We start from the raw sequence: 16,851 nt of genomic DNA on the forward strand, positions 1-16,851 counted from the left end.
CCGCCGGACGGGCCTACTGAATGCCTTCCCGCACCAGCCTCCACTCCTGGCACGGTGCGCCATTGGCCGGCCACTGCTGCGCCACGGCGCCGTCGTCAGTGGAGCAGGAGTCGATCTCGAGGCGCTTGCCGCTGTTGGCGTTGTCGAACGTCCACCAGCCGCCGTCGGACTGAGCCGTCCAGTCCTGGGTGGGGTGCCCCGTGGGTCCCCATTGGACCGCGTCGATTCCATCAGCCGTCTGCGCTGAGGGGATCTCGAGCAGCTTTCCGCTGTTCACGTTCTCCAGCTGCACGACGGATCCATCATCGACTACGCGCCAGCGCTGGGTCGGGTGGCCGTTGTCCGTCCACTGTCCCACCGCAGCGCCGTCGGTGGTCTCCGCGTCGAACACCTCGAGCAGCTTCCCGCTGTTGCGGTTCGCCAATGTGAACTGCGGTGCCAACGCGCTGGCCCGATCGAGGTGGACCACATCCACCTCCGCGAAGCCGGTGCCCTTGGCGAGGCGGATCGTGTTGGTGCCGGCGACGAGCGAGACCCCTGCGGTCGACCACTGGTACCGTCCCCAATCGACCGTCGCGGGGTACGTGACCGCCGTGGCGGAGACGCCGTTGACTGCCAACGCGTGCGATGCGGTGGCGCCTGTGCCGTTGGCGTATCGCACGCTGAGCGTGTAGTTCCCGCCAGCCGGTGCGTCCACCTCGAACTCGACATAGCTGCCGGAGTTGTTGATGTTGCCGACCTTGGAACCGTTCGAGGCCTGAGGGTGAGTGACGAGAGAGGCGTCGTTGATCGTCGCGAGCTCGGCCTCATACTGCTGGGCGTCCACACGCATGCTGCCCACGCGTATGTCGTTGAGCCCCGTGTTCAGGTTCTCGACGTTGACCGCTTGGTACAGCGTTCGCCCGTCAGGGGCGACGGCAAGGCCTTGGGCGAAGCCACTGAAGTTGCCGCCCTGCGTGTCGGTCGCGTCGAAGGTGACGGGCATGGGCAGGCGCTCCCACGGTCCTTGGCCCAGCGCATAGTTGACGTAAAGATTCTGGCCGCCGTCGATGGCGCCTGACGAATCGAGCGACCACATGGAAGCGACGACGAGCGTGCCCTGCGGGCCACCCGAGGGCACCCAGGTGACGAAGGGGGACGACCCGATGCCGCGGCCATCCTCCAGTTCGATCGGTTGGCCGACGCTGGTCTCTGATCCCCAATCGAGGCCGTCAGGAGAGGTCTTGAAGTACACCGGTGCCGCGTTCTGTGACTGACTCGGGCGGTTGACCACCTCGAAGGTGGCGATGTACGTGCCGTTCGGCAGCTTCGCCACGGTGATCATGCCGGGTCGATCGCTCTGGTTGTCGGGAGCCGAGACGTTCACCAGGGGGCCCCATGACTGGCCCCCGTCCGTCGAACGCCGGTAGGAGACGGCTTGCAGGACGTCATCCGCCTTCTGGCGCTCATCCGAGTAGTAGGCGACGAGTCCGCCGTAGGCGTCGACTGCGAACGAGGGCTCCCACACCGTGGTCGTGGTCGACGACGGCGATGGGTCGTAGACGGCGGGACCGCCAGAGTCGATGGTGCTGAGCAGGCTCCATGAGTCGCCCTGGTCCGTGCTCTTGTACACGACGAGTCGGCTGCTCGATCGATCTTCCGGCATGAGCATGCCGCCCAGGAGCAGTGTGCCCGCCGGGAGGCTTCCCGAAGCCTCAGGGAGTTCATACAGGAACGGCTGTGCCGTCCGTGTGAGCGTTGGGAAGTCGTCGCTGGGAACCACGTCCGTGACGTGAGTCCAGGTGGTCCCGCCGTCGGTGCTGCGATGGATCGGGTACACCTGGACCCCGCCCACGAGGACCAGCTGGTCGTATGTCACGACAAGATCCCCGTTCGCGGAGCCATTGTGCTGGAGCGCCGCGATCTTTGCGTACGTGGTGCCCGCGGGGGCGCCGCCCTCGGGGTTGAAGGATGAGCCTGCGGCCGGTGAGTACACCAGTGAGCCGTTGGCGGGCGAGACGCCCTGCGCGGGTCCTGTCGCGGCCCAGGATGCGAGCGCGAGGGCGAGCGCGGCTGCCGTAGCCGCCGCAGCGATTCGTCGTCGTAGCGGTGGGTGAGTGGTGCGGGCTATCTGCATGAGTGATCTCCTCCTCGAGATGTCAGGACGGGGCTCGCACGAGCCGATCTACAACGTTGTAGATCTCTCTCAGGCTAGGACCCGTTCGTGGCATCCGCAACTGGAAGCCCCCGCTCCGTGGCTGACGGCGCCGCCGGCGGGGGTGGGTGAGCGGTCCTCTCCATCACGAATCGGTAACCGAGCAGGCTGCGTGTTGACATCCGTCGCGCGCTGCGTCACGATGTCTCTACAACGTTGTAAATCGTGGTGGATGACGACGCGCCGTCATCCGTTCACGCTGACAATGACGTCGCGCGTACGAGCCAAGGAATGACACCATGACACGGAGAATCAACGCAGGCATTGCGTCGGTCGCTCTCGGCGGGCTGCTGCTCGCAGGGTGCTCGAGCGACGGTGACCAGCCAGAATCGACGGATGCCACCGGCGACACCGATGCAGGCACGGGCGAGGTGGTCGAGCTGACCTTCTGGCACGGCTACACCGAGGCCGACGGCGATGTCCTGGACGGCATCGTCGAGGCCTTCAACGATGAGCACCCCAACATTCAGATCAGCACCGAGGTCAACCCCTGGGACGTGATCGACGACACCCTGCTCCCGGCACTCTCTGCCGGCGATGGGCCGGACATCGTGGCGATGCCCGCCGAGCGCCTGCCGGTCTATGCGGATGCTGGCGCGCTTGCCTCGCTCGACGACTTCTATGACGGTGCGGGAGACATCACCCCGGCGCTCAACCCGGGCGCGGTCGAGATGATCACTGTCAACGAACAGCGCTACGGTGTCCCGACTGGATTCGTGCCGCTCGCGCTCTACTACAACCAGGCGCAGTTCGACGAGGCGGGCATCGAGAGCGCGCCCGAGACATGGGACGAGTGGGTCGACGTCGCTGAACAGCTCACGGTCGATGAGGATGGCGACGGCACACCGGAGCAGTACGGAATGGTGCTGCCCGACCACGCCACCGTCGCGAACGGTGTGTGGCCGTCGCTCTTCTATGGCAATGGGGGAGGAATCATCGCCGACTCGAGTACGGCTGCGATCGATTCTGAGGCCAACGCGGAGACCCTGCGCTACTGGCAGGACGCGGTCGTGAACGACTCGATCTCGCCCACCGGCGTTGACGGCATCGGTGCCGACGAGGTCTTCTCCAGTGGCCGTGCGGCGATGACCATCGGCGGACCCTGGATGGTGTTCATCGCAGCCGACAACGAGATCGAGCTGGGCATCGCGGCCATTCCCTCAGGTCCGGTCGAGCAGGCCGCCTCGGCCATCGGTGTGTCGATGGGAGTGACAGACAAGGGCGATGAGGCTGCCCAGGCTGCCGCGGAGGAGTTCTTCGCGTACTTCCTCAACGAGCAGAACTCCGTCGAGTGGTCGCTCGGGTCCGGCTGGCCGCCGCTGCGCACGGACATCGCGCCGGAGCAGGTGGCCGAGAACCCGACGGTCGAGACGCTCACCGGGATGGCCGATCTGGGCCAGCCGCTGCTGCCGGGCGTGGTCAACAGCGTCGACGTGCTCGCTGCGATTGACGAGCTCACTCAGCGCACGCTGGCAGGCGAGGATATCGATGAGCTGCTCGACCAGGCGCAGTCCGAGGTGCAGGCCGCGCTGGACAACTGATCCGACGATCACGAAGGCTGGTGGTGGCGCGGCGCGCAACGACGCGGCGCCACCACCAGCTCCCACTGGGAACCCAAGGAGTTCTGATGCTGACCACGAGCAAGGCGCGCTACCGAGCGCCTGCGCCCCTCGGCGGGCGACCACGGCGACGGCCCCCGCGCCGGAGGTCGTCTGGTGCCGCATGGGGCATGCTGACACCCGCCCTCGTGGTCCTCGGCATCTTCGTGGCGTGGCCGATGCTCGTCGCGCTGCGCATGTCATTCACGGATGCCAGCGGATTCGGCGATACCGCATGGGTGGGGCTGGACAACTACGTCCGGGCGTTCACCGACCCAGACGTGCTCGACGCCATGGTCAATACCGTGATCTACACGGCCCTGTTCACGCCGGCGGCCGTCATCACTGCGCTGGTGCTCGCGCTGCTGGTGAACAACTCCAAGGTCTTCTTCCGGTCGTTCTTCCGCACCGCGCTGTTCCTGCCATTCATGGTGTCCCTGGCCGTCGGGGCATTTGCATGGAGCTACCTGCTGGATCCGCAGGTGGGCTTGCTGAACTACTGGTTGTCGACCTCGGGCGTGCAGCTCGGCAATGTGCTGCAGGACCCGACGCTGGCGATGCCGACGGTGGCGTTGGTGGGAGTCTGGAAGAACTTCGGGTTCTACTTCGTGATCTTTCTCGCTGGGCTCCAGGACATCCCGGCCTCGCTGTACGAGGCGGCGCGCGTCGACGGCGCGGGGGTGCTTCGCACCTTCCGTTCGATCACCATCCCCATGCTGGCCAACACCTTCACGTTCGTGCTGGTGTTCGCGATGATCGCGGCCCTGCAGACCTTCGATCAGATCTACGTCATGACCGGCGGCGGGCCCTACGGACACACGCAGACCATCGTCATGGAGATCTACGACGCTGGATTCGGGCGGCTCGAGCTCGGGTTCGCCTCCGCACTGTCCTACATCCTGCTGGTCGCCACCATCCTGCTCAGCGTCATCCAGTTCGTCTTCTTTGGGCGGCGCGGAAAGGACCTCTCATGAGCGCCGTCGTCGCGGCACGCCGTCGGATCACGCCGGGAGGTCTCGGGGCGACCGCCGCCCTGATCTTCGCCACCGCGGTCGCCCTCCTGCCGATCGCCATCGTCGTGTTCACCGCCTTCAAGCCCATCGCGGAGGTGAACGCCTACCCGCCCACGTTGGCGCCAGGGGAGTGGACCCTCGACAACTTCAGGCGCATCCTGGACGACCTGCCCCTCGCCCGCCTGGTCGGCAACAGCTTCGTCTTCGCCGGGGGTGTCACTCTCTTCGCGCTGTGCTTCGACTCACTCGCCGCCTACGCGCTCGCACGCATCGACTTCCGTGGCAGGGGCGTCTTGCTTGCCGCCATCATCGGAAGTCTGATGATCCCTTTCCAGGCCACCCTGGTCCCCGTCTACCAGGTCGTCTCGGACCTGGGCTGGGTGGACACGTTCGCGGGCATGATCGCCCCGCGAGCGGCGGATGCGTTCGGGATCTTCTTTCTCCGGCAGTTCTTCCTCGCGATCCCGCGTGAACTCGACCAGGCTGCGCGCATCGATGGCGCGTCGGAGTTCCGGATCTTCCGCTCGGTGGTGCTCCCCAATGCGGTTCCCGCCGTCATGACCCTCGGAGTGTTCACGTTCGTCAACAACTGGAACGACCTGCTGTGGCCCCTCGTCTTCACCAACTCGCAAGAGATGGGAACCATCACGTCGGGACTCACCCTGCTGACCGGGCCGAGCGGCATCGTCCCCCACGGAGTGATGATGGCCGGATCGCTGGTGGCGATCATCCCCCTCGTGGTGATCTTCCTGCTGGTGCAGCGTCGGTTCATCGAGTCCATCGCGACGACGGGACTCAAGGGATGAGCGCCTGGCACCGTGACGGCACGTTCCACATGGCCGTCGGGATCGAGGACACCTTCGTTCCGCAGGGGCGGCCGGGCGAGCGGCCCATCGACGAGTACGAGCTCACCGAGCACTACGGCCAGGTCGAGAGCGACTTCGCTCTTGCCGCCGATGTGGGGGCGGGCCTGGTCCGGTGGGGTGTGCCCTGGTACCGCATCCAGCCGGAGCGGGACTCCTGGGATTTCGACTGGCTCGACCGCGCCATGGACGCATTTGGGGCGTCGGGCCTGACACCGCTCGTCGACCTGATGCACTACGGGACGCCGCTGTGGCTCGACGGCCAATTCGACAACGACGACTACCCCTCCCGTGTGGCCGAGTACGGCGCGCGCGTCGCGGAGCGGTACGCCCACCTGGGCGTCACCTCATACACGCCGGTCAACGAACCGATGATCCACGCGCTGTTCTCTGGCGAGTACGCCTACTGGCCGCCGTATCTCGCGGGGGAGGCTGGGCTGAGTCGCATGGTCAAGCAGGTGGCGCTCGGATTCCAGGAGACTCAACGTGCCATCGCGGCCGTGCTTGGCGAATCCGCGGTCTTCGTGCACGTCGACGCCGGCATGCGCTACACGGGCGATGTCGACGCGCCGGAGCATGCGGAGCACGTCCGTCGACTCCAGGGCCAGGTCCATCTCGTCGAGGATCTCGTCGTGGGCACCGTCGACGAGAGGCACCCTCTCCACCCGCTGCTCGCCGCCAACGGATGGTCCGAGGCGGACTTCGCGGCCTTCGCGGACCGCCCGACGCCTCCCGACGTGATGGGGATCAACTACTACCCACGCCACTCGACCGAGGTCTTCGAGCGGGGCGTCTTCCACACGGGGGGCTTCGCCGACCCGAGACCCTGTGACGATGCGGGCGTTCGCGGCCTGGATGAGGTGGTGCGCAACGCGGCAGCGCGCTTCGGCGTGCCGGTGATGGTGACGGAGACATGCGTCACGGGGACGGTGGCGGAGCGGGTGCAATGGCTTCGCGAGTCAGTCGCCTGGGCGCTCGACGCGCGTCGGACGGGGCTTGACCTCGTGGGCTACACGTGGTGGCCGCTGTTCGACATGTACGAGTGGACCTGGCGGCATTCGGACCGGCCCCGGGAGGCGCATCGGCTCACGATGGGGCTGTGGGAGCTGGTCGAGGCGCCCGAGGGATTGCTGCGGCGAGAGACCGATGTCGCGAGAGTGTTTCGCGAGATCGCCGCCTCGGTGCGCGACGACGACACGATCAGAAGGAGCATGAACCAGTGAAGAACGACCACCTCGCCATTCGCGCCGGAGCCGCCCGCAGGGTCGGCGTCGTCGACCGGAGGCTGTTCGGCGGATTCGTCGAGCACCTGGGCCGTCATATCTACGACGGCATCTACGAGCCCACCCACCCCACGGCCGACACCGAGGGGTGGCGCACCGATGTCATCGAACTGGTCAAGGAGCTGGGAGTCGACACCATCCGGTACCCGGGCGGGAACTTCGTGTCGGCCTTCCAGTGGGAGGACTCGGTAGGGCCGGTCGAGGAGCGGCCGCGCAGGCTCGATCTTGCGTGGCATTCGACCGAGACCAACGAGGTCGGCCTTCATGAGTTCCACTCCTGGCTCGAGAAGGTGGGCTCCGACCTGATGCTGGCGGTGAATCTCGGGACGCGCGGCACCAAGGAGGCGCTCGAACTGCTCGAGTACGCCAACGTCCCAGAGGGCACCGCCCTGTCGGAACAGCGCCGTCGCAACGGTCGCGACGCTCCCTTCGAGGTGGGGATGTGGTGCCTGGGCAACGAGATGGATGGGCCGTGGCAGATCGGTCACCGCAGTGCCGAGGACTACGGAAAGCTGGCGGCGCGTACGGCTCGGGCGATGCGGCAGCTCGATGATCGGATCCAACTCGTGGCGTGCGGCTCGTCGAGCTCTCAGATGCCCACGTTCGGAACGTGGGAGCGCACGGTGCTCGAACACACCGCTGGCCTGGTGGACTTCATCTCTTGTCACGCCTACTACGAGGAGCGGGACGGAGACCTGGGGTCCTTCTTGGCGTCCGCGGTCGACATGGACCACTTCATCGAGACCGTTGTCGCGATCGCGGACGAGGTCAAGGCCCGTCTCGGCAGCGACCGGACCGTGAACATCTCCTTCGACGAGTGGAACGTCTGGTACAACACCCGGTTCGAGAACGTCGACAAGATCGAGGGCATCGACAACTGGCCCACGGCACCACGGCTGCTCGAGGACGTCTACTCGGTCGCGGACGCGGTGGTGTTCGGCAGCCTCCTCATCTCCTTGCTCAAGCACGCGGATCGCGTCACCAGTGCGTCGCTCGCACAGCTCGTGAACGTCATCGCCCCGATCATGACCGAGCCGGGCGGCCCGGCGTGGCGACAGACGACGTTCTTCCCGTTCGCGATCACCTCGCGCCTGGCGCGTGGCTCAGCGCACGTGCTGTCGCTCGACGCGCCCACGTACGACACCCGCCGGCATGGGGAGGTGCCGCTCGTCGACGCCGTCGCGACCCATGATGAGAGCGACGGGACCGTCGCGGTCTTCCTCGTCAACCGGTCGACCGCAGTGTCGGTGCAGGTCGCCGTCGACGTCGGCGAGTTCGGCGTCTCGGACGTGCACGAGTCCCACGTGGTGCATGATGAGGACGTCTACGCGAAGAACACCCTGCATGAACCTGATCGGGTCGTGCCTCGTCGCAGTGATGCAGCCGTCGCCGACGGCACCCTGCATGTCACCCTGCCTCCCGTGTCGTGGACGGCGGTCGCCCTTCGCTGATTGCCGGGGTCACGTCCGTAGCCACGCCCGCGTGCCGAACGAGGCGAGCGACGGTGCCACGGCCCGCGCTGCCCACGCGATGTCCTCGGCGAGACGCGCATCGGGCAGGCCCAGCGTCGCGACCCGCCACACGAGAGCCCCATGGAAGAAGTCTCCCGCGCCCAGCGTGTCCACGACGTCCATGGGCACGATCTCCACGGTTCCCGTCGCGCCCGGCGTGCGCCAGTGCACGTCGCGTGCGCCGCGGGTGATGACGGTGCTCTCGACGCCGAGCGACACGAACCACGCGACCACGTCAGCGGGTTCGGTCGATCCCTCCGGCGTCGCGACATCGGCCGATGCGATCACCATGTCGACCTCGCGCGCCACGTCCGCGGTGTGCGGCTTGACGCTGCCGGCATCCATGAGCACGGGGATGTCCGAGGCGCGGGCGGCCTTCGCGGCCGCGATCGCGGTGGCGGGGTGGTAGCCGTCCACGAGCAGCGCGCCGACTCCCTCGAGCGACGGAATCGCCATAGGTGCGTCGTCGAGAGCGCTCGCACGGGAGGTGGGCGACACGACGGCGCGCTCGCCGGTGCCACGCGTCACCATGATCGATGCGGTGACGGGAGCTCCGGAGGCGGCGCGCGCCTCGGAGAGCGTGACGCCGCACGTCCCGAGGTCGTCCCTGATCACCTCGGACAGGGGATGGTCGGGCAGTCGAGTGAGCAGGGTCGCAGCACCGCCGTGGTGCGCGAAGGCCACCGCCGCATTGGTTGCCGGACCGCCAGCGGCGAGCAGCGACTCCCGTGCGACGACCTTCTCGTTCGCACCCGGCACGCGGTCCACCGATTGGATGATGTCGAGGGTGCAGAGGCCGACGAAGAGGGCGCGGGCGGCAGATGCGGTCACCGCACCATCGTGTCACCCAGGCGTGGACGAATTCTTCCTCCAGCGCGCACCCCGAGCGCGAACTGGGTACAGATCTTTCCTCCAGGGGAGGGACGGCGCTGGGCGGTGCGGGCGACGCGCCGATGCGGTGCCGACTGCCGCAATGGGGGAAGATAGCAACCATGACCGACTCCATTCGTGTCCACGGCGGCGTGCCGCTGCGTGGCGAGATCACGGTGCGCGGCGCCAAGAACTTCGTCTCGAAGGCCATGGTCGCCGCCCTGCTCGGATCGACGCCCTCCACGCTCCGCAATGTGCCCGACATTCGGGACGTCAAGGTCGTCTCCGAACTGCTGCGCCTGCACGGCGCTGGCGTCGACTACAGCGTCGACTCCGGCGAGATCAGACTCGACACGACGACGCTGCAGTCCGCCGATGCCCTGCAGATCGCCACGCACGCCGGATCGTCGCGCATCCCAATTCTGCTGTGCGGCCCGTTGCTGCACCGGCTCGGCGAGGCCGTGATCCCCGACCTCGGCGGATGCCGCATCGGCGATCGTCCCATCAACTTCCACCTCGAAATCCTGCAGAAGTTCGGGGCGGAGGTCGAACAGGGCGGCGACGGACTGCACCTCACGGCGCCGAACGGACTGACGGGCATCGCTCACACCCTGTCGTATCCGTCGGTGGGCGCGACCGAGCAGCTGCTCCTGACGGCGGTGCTCGCCAAGGGCATCACGACCCTCGACAACGCGGCCGTCGAGCCCGAGATCAAGGACCTGATCGACACCCTGCAGAAGATGGGGGCGATCATCTCGGTCGACACGGACCGGTCGATCACGATCGAGGGCGTCAAGGAACTGCGCGGCTACGACCACACCGCTCTCGCGGACCGCATCGAGGTGGGGTCGTGGGCCTCGGCCGCGCTCGCGACGCGCGGCGACATCACGATCCACGGCGCCCAGCAGCGCACCATGGGGATGTTCCTCAACGTCTTCCGCAAGGTGGGCGGCGAGTTCGACGTGCAGCAGGACGGCATCCGGTTCTGGCACCCCGGCGGCGACCTCAACGCGATTCCGCTGCAGACCGACGTGCACCCCGGCTTCATGACGGACTGGCAGCAGCCACTGGTCGTGGCGCTCACGCAGGCGAAGGGCCTGTCGATCGTCCACGAGACCGTGTACGAGAATCGGTTCGGGTTCACCGACGCGCTCGTGGCGATGGGTGCCGAGGTGCAGCTCTATCGCGAGTGCCTGGGCGACAAGAAGTGCCGGTTCGGCCAGCGCAACTTCCGCCACAGCGCGGTGATCTCCGGGCCGACGCCGCTGCACGCTGCGGACATCGAGGTGCCGGACCTGCGCGGTGGGTTCTCGCACCTCATCGCCGCGCTCGCGGCTCAGGGCACCTCCACCGTGTCCGGCATCGGCATCATCGACCGGGGCTACGAGGCGTTCCGGCACAAGCTGACGGCGCTCGGCGCGGCGGTCGAGTAGCCCGTGCCTCCCAAGATCCCCGCCGGATTCCGCGCTGTCGCGACGTTCGTCAAGCCGGTACTGACGGCGACCACGCGGCGCCACTGGTCCGGTGAAGAGCACCTGCCGCGCGATCAGGGCTTCATCGCGGTGTCCAACCACGTGACGTACGCGGACCCGTTCACCGTCGCGCACTACCTCTACGACCAAGGGTTCGCTCCGCACTTCTTGGCGAAGGCGTCGCTCTTCGAGATCCCCGTGGCAGGGAAGTTCCTCGCGAGCCTCGATCACGTTCCGGTGCACCGCGGCAGCGCCCAGGCGCGCGAGGCCGTCGAGGCGGCGGTGCGGCTGCTCGAGCGCGGGGACTCGATCGTGGTGTTTCCCGAGGGCACGCTGACGCGCGACCCAGACATGTGGCCCATGCTCGCCCGCACCGGTGCCGCCCGCATGGCGCTGGCGCACAACGTTCCTGTGATCCCCATCGCCCAGTGGGGCGCGCACGAGCTGCTGGCGCCCTACGCGAAGCGACCGCGCCTGTTCCCACGCACGGACGTCACGGTCCAGGCGGGACCGCCGGTGGACCTGGACGAGTTTCGTGGGCGACCGCTCGACATCGAGGTGCTGCGTGCAGCCACCGACCGCATCATGGCTACGCTGACTTCCATGCTGGAAGAGATCCGTGGGGAGAAGGCGCCGACGAAGCCGTGGGACATGCGCCGCGATGGTGGCGGCCGATGACCCGCGCCGCAGTGCTGGGCGCCGGGGCGTGGGGAACCACGTTCGCCGCCGTGCTCGCAGATGCCGGCACCGAGGTCACGTTGTGGGGTCGCGACGCTGACGTCGCCGACCAGATCAACGCCGAGCGACGCAACGAGCGGTTCCTGCCGGGAATGGACCTCCCCGAGGGGATCGTGGCGACGGTCGATGCGCGGGAGGCTCTCGCGGGAGCCGACATCGTCGCGGTGGCGCTGCCCGCCCAGCGGGTGCGCGGCATCATCGGCGAATGGGCCGATGCGGTCCCGGCCGGCGCGGTGGTCGCCTCGCTCATGAAGGGCATCGAGGTCGGCACGCACGCGCGCATGAGCGACGTTCTGCGCGAGGTGTGGGACCTGCCCGCCGAGCGCACGCTGGTGGTCTCTGGACCGAACCTGGCGCGCGAGATCGCGGTCAAGCAGCCCACCGCCACGGTGGTGGCGGGCACGGACTCGCACGCCGCGGAGATGCTCGCGACTGCGACCGCGTCCAGCTACTTCCGCCCGTATACCAACCCCGATGTCGTGGGTGTCGAACTGTGCGGGGCGTTCAAGAACGTCATCGCCGTGGGCGTGGGCGTCACCGACGGCATGGGGTTCGGGCACAACACCACGGCCACGGTCATCACCCGGGGCCTCGCCGAGATCACACGCCTGGGCGTCGCGTTGGGGGCGCACCCGGACACGTTCTCGGGCCTCGCCGGCATGGGCGACCTCATCGCCACGTGCGCGTCGCCGCTGTCCCGCAACCACACGCTGGGTGCGCACATCGGCCGCGGGCTGAGCCTCGCCGATGCGATCGAACGCACGGGCGGCACTGCGGAGGGCGTTCAGACGTCGCTGTCCATCCAGGAGCTCGCGCGCGCGCACGTCATCGACGTGCCCATCTGCGACGCCGTGGTGGACATGCTCCATCACGAGCAGCCGCTCTCAGACGTGCTCACCTCGTTGCTGTCCCGGCCGCGCAAGGCGGAGCTGAGCTAGCGTGAGCGCGCCGTCCCGGCCCACCGTTGCCGTGCTGTTCGGTGGGCGGTCCTCCGAGCACGAGGTGTCGTGCGCGACCGCCGGTGGCGTGTTCGGCGCGATCGACCGCGACCGCTGGAACGTGGTCGCCGTCGGCATCACCCGAGAGGGTCGCTGGGTGCCGGCCTCTGCCGATGCGGCGCAGTGGCGCATCCGCGACGGCGCCCTCCCTCACGTTCCCCATGATGATCGCACCGTGCTTCCCCCTCGTGATGCCTCCGAGCGCACGTGGCGCGTGCTCGACCCTGACGGGACCGCATCGGCCCTGGCGGAGGTCGACGTGGTGCTGCCGCTGCTCCACGGGCCGTTCGGCGAGGACGGCACCATCCAGGGCGCCCTCGAGCTGCTTGATGTGCGCTACGTGGGTTCGGGCGTGCTCGCCTCCGCCGTGGGGATGGACAAGGCCTACATGAAGATCGCGCTGCGTGCCGCAGGGCTGCCCGTGACGCCGGACGTGGTGCTCGCGCCGGGGGAGAGCCCCGATGAGCGCCGCGTCGAGATCGAGGCGCTGGGCATGCCGGTGTTCGTCAAGCCCGCACGCGCCGGGTCGAGCATGGGCATCTCGAAGGTGTCGGAGTGGTCGCAGCTGGACGCGGCAGTGGCGGCCGCGGTGAAGCACGATCCCAAGGTGCTCATCGAGCAGGCGGTGGTCGGTCGAGAGATCGAGACGGCGGTGCTCGACGGGCCCCAGGGCCCAGTGGCATCCCCCGCCGGCGAGATCGTCACCGGCGCCGGCCGGGACTTCTACGACTTCGAGGCCAAGTATCTCGACGAGTCTGCCGTCGACCTGCGGTGCCCCACCGAGCTCGTGGACGATGTCGCGGCACAGGTCGCCGACATGGCGCTACGCTCCTTCGCGGCGGTGGGGGCGGAGTCCCTCGCGCGGGTCGACGTGTTCGTGAGCGACGACGGCACCGTCACCGTCAATGAGATCAACACCATGCCCGGCTTCACCGAGACCAGCATGTACCCGCGCATGTGGGCGGCGGCGGGCGTGAGCTACCCGGAGCTCATCGAGACGCTGCTCACGGGTGCGCTCGAGCGCACCACCGGTCTCCGCTAGTCCGAGACGCCCGGCTCAGCTGCACTCGAGTCCGTTCTCGGGGGCCAACGCTGCTGCGGGCGACAGCTCCGCGAGGACGTCGCCCACCGCCTCGTCCGCGCGAATCTGCGGCACCGTGAGCTCGAGCGCGGGGGAGCGGCCGAACGTCACTGCCACCCAGTTCTCGCCTTCCTCACGCAGCAGCCAGTCGACGGTCGCCGCGGGCGTCTCCACCGCAACGCACTGCTCCGTGGTGGGTCCGGGCGGTTCGACGCCGCACCGCGCGAGGATCGGGTACTCGGCACCCCACGCCTGAGTGGCCTGCGAGGTGGTGGCCCGCATCTCCAGTCCTCCCACCGTCTCGGGGGCCGCCAGCATCACCCGGGCGCAGTCGGGGTCTGCAGCGTAGGGGGCGGCGTCGATCACCTCAGCGTGCGCGCATCCGGCCAGGAGCGGCACCGCCATGACGGCCGATGCGGCGGCGACGGCAAGGCGGCTGGGCATGCGTCCCAGCCTAGTTCGGTCGCCTGGCGCCCCGGGCCACCGCATCGGCCCTGGCGGGCGGCCGGTGCCGGAACGGGTAGCGTCGATCCGTGACTTCTCGCCGCGACCTCCTCAGGGGGCTCCCGCACCGGCGCGCTCTGTCCCTCGCGTGGCCCATGATCGTCGCGAACGTGTCGGTGCCGCTCGTCGGGCTGGTCGACACGGCGATGCTGGGGCACTTCTCGGACACGCAGAACCTGGGCGCCGTCGCGGCGGGCGCGATCGTGCTCTCGGCGGCGTACTGGGTGCTGTCCTTCCTGCGCCTCGGGACCACCAGCCTGGTGGGTCGCGCGGTCGGCGCGGGGCGTCCCCTCGACACCATCGCGCACCTCCAGCGGAGCCTGATGCTCGCGGGCGTCATCGCGGCGGCGATCCTGGTGCTGCAGTGGGTGCTCATCCCGCTGGCGATGACCATCGTCGCCCCTGCCGGTGAGGTGCGCGACCTGGCGACGGCCTACGGTCAGATCCGCGTGCACTCGCTCCCGGCCGTCCTGGGAACGTCGGTGGTCACCGGGTACTTCATCGGCTCGCAGGACACCCGGCGGCCGTTGGCGATCGCCGTCGTGGTCAACGTGCTCAACCTGGTGCTGGACATCGCCTTCGTGGGCGGACTGAGCTGGGGCGCCGCCGGCGCGGCGTGGGCGACGATGATCGCCGAGTGGGTGGGCCTCGCGGTGGCCGCCGTGCTGCTGTGGAGGTTCCTCGACCCAGCGCTGCGGGAGCGACTGCGCAAGTGGCGTGGCCAGGGTCTGCGCCGGCGCTGGCGCGCGCTGCTGACGATGAACGCCGATCTCGCGGTGCGCACCGCGCTGCTGTACGTCGCGCTGACGTTCCTGACTGCCGCCGGCGGGCGCATCAGCGAGGACGTGCTGGCCGCGAATGCGATCCTGCTGCAGGTGACCCTGCTGGCGAGCTACGGCCTCGACGGGTACGCCCATGCGGCGGAGGCCATGAGCGCGAAGGCGCTCGGCACCAGGAACCTCACCGAGTTCCACCGTGTGAACGCCGCGGCCACGCTGCCCGCACTTGGTATCGCCGCAGCGTTCACGGCGGTCTTCCTGGTGGCTCAGGACCCGTTCATCGCGCTCATGACGGACCTGCCCAGCCTGGCCTCGACCACGGCCCAGTACTTCCACTGGGCCGCGTGGCTGCCGCTGATCTCGGTCGCGGCGTATCAGCTCGACGGCATCTTCATCGGCTCGGGTCAGTCACGGATCATGCGCAACACCATGCTCGTGGCCGTGGTCGGCGTCTACCTGCCGGTGTTCTTCGTGCCGGCGTGGATGACGGGTGCGGCCAGCAACGACGGACTGTGGCTGGCGTTCACCCTGCTCAATGTGGCGCGCGGAGTGCTGCTGGGTGCCGCGTACTGGCGCCTGACCCGCACGCGGGGATGGCTTCGGACGGCCGATGCGGGCGCCTAGGCTCGTGCCATGACGACTTTCGGAGAGATGGACGAGGACGCGCTGATCGCGCTGTTCTCCCCGAGACTGCCCACGACGGACGCCGAGATCCTGGGGCCGGGCGACGACGCCGCGGTGCTGTCGGTCGACGGCGACCTCGTGGTCAGCACTGATGTCCTCGTCGAGAACCGGCACTTCCGCCTCGAATGGTCCACCGGGGCGGACGTGGGCTGGCGGGCCGCGATGCAGAACCTCGCTGACATCGACGCCATGGGCGCGGTTCCCACCGCGCTCGAGGTGACGCTGTGCGCGCCGTCGTCGACCCCGGTGGAGTTCGTGCTCGGGCTCGCCGACGGGCTGCGGGAGGCGTGCGAGCCGCACGGCGTGGGCGTGGTGGGCGGGGATCTGTCGGGGGCCAGCGAGATCGTGGTCGCGGTGACCGCGATGGGCGAGACCCACGGCACCGAGCCGATCACACGGGCCGATGCGGTGGCGGGGGACGTCGTGGCGGTCGCGGGCGCGCTCGGCGCGGCGAGGGCTGGCTACGAGCAGCTCTCGCGCGGCGAGCGCGTGGACGAGGAGGCTGTGGCGCTGTTCCTTCGGCCCCGTCCGCGCATCGGCGCCGGCCTGGAGGCGGCCCTGCATGGTGCGACTGCGATGATGGACCTGTCCGACGGGCTGGCTCGCGACGCCGCGAGGCTCGCGCGGGCCTCGGGCCTGACGATCACGGTGGAGTCATCGGCGGTGCCGGTCCACGCGGCGGCGCTGCGCACCGCCGCGGCGCTGGGCGAGCCGGGTCGCGCGCTGGCGTGGGCCATGGCTGGCGGGGAGGACCACCACATGCTGGCGACGTTCCCGCGCGCGTCGGCGGTGCCGGGGGGCTGGCACGTGATCGGGGCCGCCGTCGAGGGCCCGGGAACGCTGCTGGTGGACGGGGAGACTCCCGTGGACCAGGGGTGGGACCACTTCTCCTGACCGGAGGGTGAGGAACTCCTCACCAGCGTGGTGGTCCAGCAGTCGCATGGCCGTGGACAGACGCGAAAAAGCCGACGCCCCCCGAGGGGTGCGCCGGCTTCCCGAGTACGCCGTCGTCAGACGGCGCGCTGAACCTTGCCCGCCTTGAGGCAGGAGGTGCAGACGTTGACGCGCTTGGGCGTTCCCGCCACCACGGCGCGCACGCGCTGGATGTTGGGGTTCCAGCGACGCTTGGTACGGCGGTGCGAGTGCGAGATCGAGTGTCCGAAGGACGGACCCTTGCCGCAGACGTCGCAGTTGGCAGCCACGATAGTTCTCCTCAGTTGCACTTGCGCTTCGCCCGACTGGGCGGCGCCACGTTCATCTGTC

Annotated in this window: 15 protein-coding genes; 11 read left to right on the top strand and 4 right to left on the bottom strand. The window is 68.7% G+C overall.

Going from position 1 to position 16,851, the window contains the following annotated elements; translation table 11 throughout:
• Window positions 1-13: 13 nt before the first annotated feature.
• Window positions 14-2,116 (bottom strand): RICIN domain-containing protein, encoded by a 2,103-nt coding sequence (locus AOP72_RS04060; protein ID WP_062132744.1) that lies wholly within the window; start codon window positions 2,114-2,116, stop codon window positions 14-16.
• A 317-nt stretch (window positions 2,117-2,433) separates the two neighbouring features.
• Between AOP72_RS04060 and AOP72_RS04065 the strand changes: the two genes are divergently transcribed.
• The 5 genes from AOP72_RS04065 to arfA all read left to right on the top strand — a co-directional run bounded on the left by AOP72_RS04065 (window position 2,434) and on the right by arfA (window position 8,402).
• Complete coding sequence (locus AOP72_RS04065; RefSeq protein ID WP_062132747.1) at window positions 2,434-3,735, top strand: ABC transporter substrate-binding protein; 1,302 nt, start codon at window positions 2,434-2,436, stop codon at window positions 3,733-3,735.
• A gap of 188 nt (window positions 3,736-3,923) precedes the next feature.
• Complete coding sequence (locus AOP72_RS04070; RefSeq protein ID WP_238581603.1) at window positions 3,924-4,766, top strand: carbohydrate ABC transporter permease; 843 nt, start codon at window positions 3,924-3,926, stop codon at window positions 4,764-4,766.
• Window positions 4,763-5,611, top strand: a complete 849-nt coding sequence (locus AOP72_RS04075; RefSeq protein WP_062132754.1) for a carbohydrate ABC transporter permease — start codon at window positions 4,763-4,765, stop codon at window positions 5,609-5,611. Before AOP72_RS04070 ends, AOP72_RS04075 begins: the two co-directional genes overlap by 4 nt.
• Window positions 5,608-6,891 carry a family 1 glycosylhydrolase gene (locus AOP72_RS04080; protein ID WP_062132757.1) on the top strand — a complete coding sequence of 428 codons (1,284 nt, stop codon included), beginning with the start codon at window positions 5,608-5,610 and terminating at the stop codon, window positions 6,889-6,891. Before AOP72_RS04075 ends, AOP72_RS04080 begins: the two co-directional genes overlap by 4 nt.
• Complete coding sequence (gene arfA, locus AOP72_RS04085; protein WP_238581604.1) at window positions 6,888-8,402, top strand: arabinosylfuranosidase ArfA; 1,515 nt, start codon at window positions 6,888-6,890, stop codon at window positions 8,400-8,402. Before AOP72_RS04080 ends, arfA begins: the two co-directional genes overlap by 4 nt.
• A gap of 9 nt (window positions 8,403-8,411) precedes the next feature.
• Here arfA and AOP72_RS04090 read toward each other — a convergent pair whose 3' ends face one another.
• The gene (locus AOP72_RS04090; protein ID WP_062132761.1) at window positions 8,412-9,293 is read right to left on the bottom strand and encodes a PfkB family carbohydrate kinase; all 882 of its coding nucleotides are present in this window, start codon (window positions 9,291-9,293) and stop codon (window positions 8,412-8,414) included.
• A gap of 161 nt (window positions 9,294-9,454) precedes the next feature.
• On the opposite strand from AOP72_RS04090, the gene murA reads away from it, so the two are divergent.
• From murA to AOP72_RS04110, 4 genes are read left to right on the top strand one after another with little or no spacing between them, the layout of a single operon-like run.
• Window positions 9,455-10,765, top strand: coding sequence for a UDP-N-acetylglucosamine 1-carboxyvinyltransferase (gene murA / locus AOP72_RS04095; RefSeq protein WP_062132764.1), 1,311 nt, complete (start codon window positions 9,455-9,457; stop codon window positions 10,763-10,765).
• 3 nt (window positions 10,766-10,768) lie between these two features.
• Entirely contained in the window at window positions 10,769-11,482 is a 714-nt protein-coding gene (locus AOP72_RS04100; protein WP_062132767.1) for a lysophospholipid acyltransferase family protein, read from the top strand.
• The gene (locus AOP72_RS04105) at window positions 11,479-12,480 is read left to right on the top strand and encodes an NAD(P)H-dependent glycerol-3-phosphate dehydrogenase (RefSeq protein WP_062132770.1); all 1,002 of its coding nucleotides are present in this window, start codon (window positions 11,479-11,481) and stop codon (window positions 12,478-12,480) included. Before AOP72_RS04100 ends, AOP72_RS04105 begins: the two co-directional genes overlap by 4 nt.
• A gap of 1 nt (window position 12,481) precedes the next feature.
• On the top strand, window positions 12,482-13,582 hold the full coding sequence (locus tag AOP72_RS04110) for a D-alanine--D-alanine ligase family protein (protein ID WP_062132773.1): 1,101 nt from the start codon (window positions 12,482-12,484) through the stop codon (window positions 13,580-13,582).
• A gap of 15 nt (window positions 13,583-13,597) precedes the next feature.
• On the opposite strand, the gene AOP72_RS04115 is transcribed toward AOP72_RS04110, so the two are convergent.
• Entirely contained in the window at window positions 13,598-14,065 is a 468-nt protein-coding gene (locus AOP72_RS04115) for a DUF3515 family protein (RefSeq protein ID WP_062132776.1), read from the bottom strand.
• Between the two features lie 89 nt (window positions 14,066-14,154).
• Between AOP72_RS04115 and AOP72_RS04120 the strand changes: the two genes are divergently transcribed.
• The gene (locus AOP72_RS04120) at window positions 14,155-15,528 is read left to right on the top strand and encodes an MATE family efflux transporter (protein WP_152650243.1); all 1,374 of its coding nucleotides are present in this window, start codon (window positions 14,155-14,157) and stop codon (window positions 15,526-15,528) included.
• Between the two features lie 9 nt (window positions 15,529-15,537).
• Complete coding sequence (locus AOP72_RS04125) at window positions 15,538-16,482, top strand: thiamine-phosphate kinase (RefSeq protein WP_062132781.1); 945 nt, start codon at window positions 15,538-15,540, stop codon at window positions 16,480-16,482.
• Between the two features lie 116 nt (window positions 16,483-16,598).
• Here AOP72_RS04125 and rpmB read toward each other — a convergent pair whose 3' ends face one another.
• Entirely contained in the window at window positions 16,599-16,790 is a 192-nt protein-coding gene (gene rpmB, locus AOP72_RS04130) for a 50S ribosomal protein L28 (RefSeq protein ID WP_061962473.1), read from the bottom strand.
• Window positions 16,791-16,851: the final 61 nt, after the last annotated feature.

This window comes from Demequina aestuarii, from assembly GCF_000975095.1.
Lineage (GTDB): Bacteria > Actinomycetota > Actinomycetes > Actinomycetales > Demequinaceae > Demequina > Demequina aestuarii.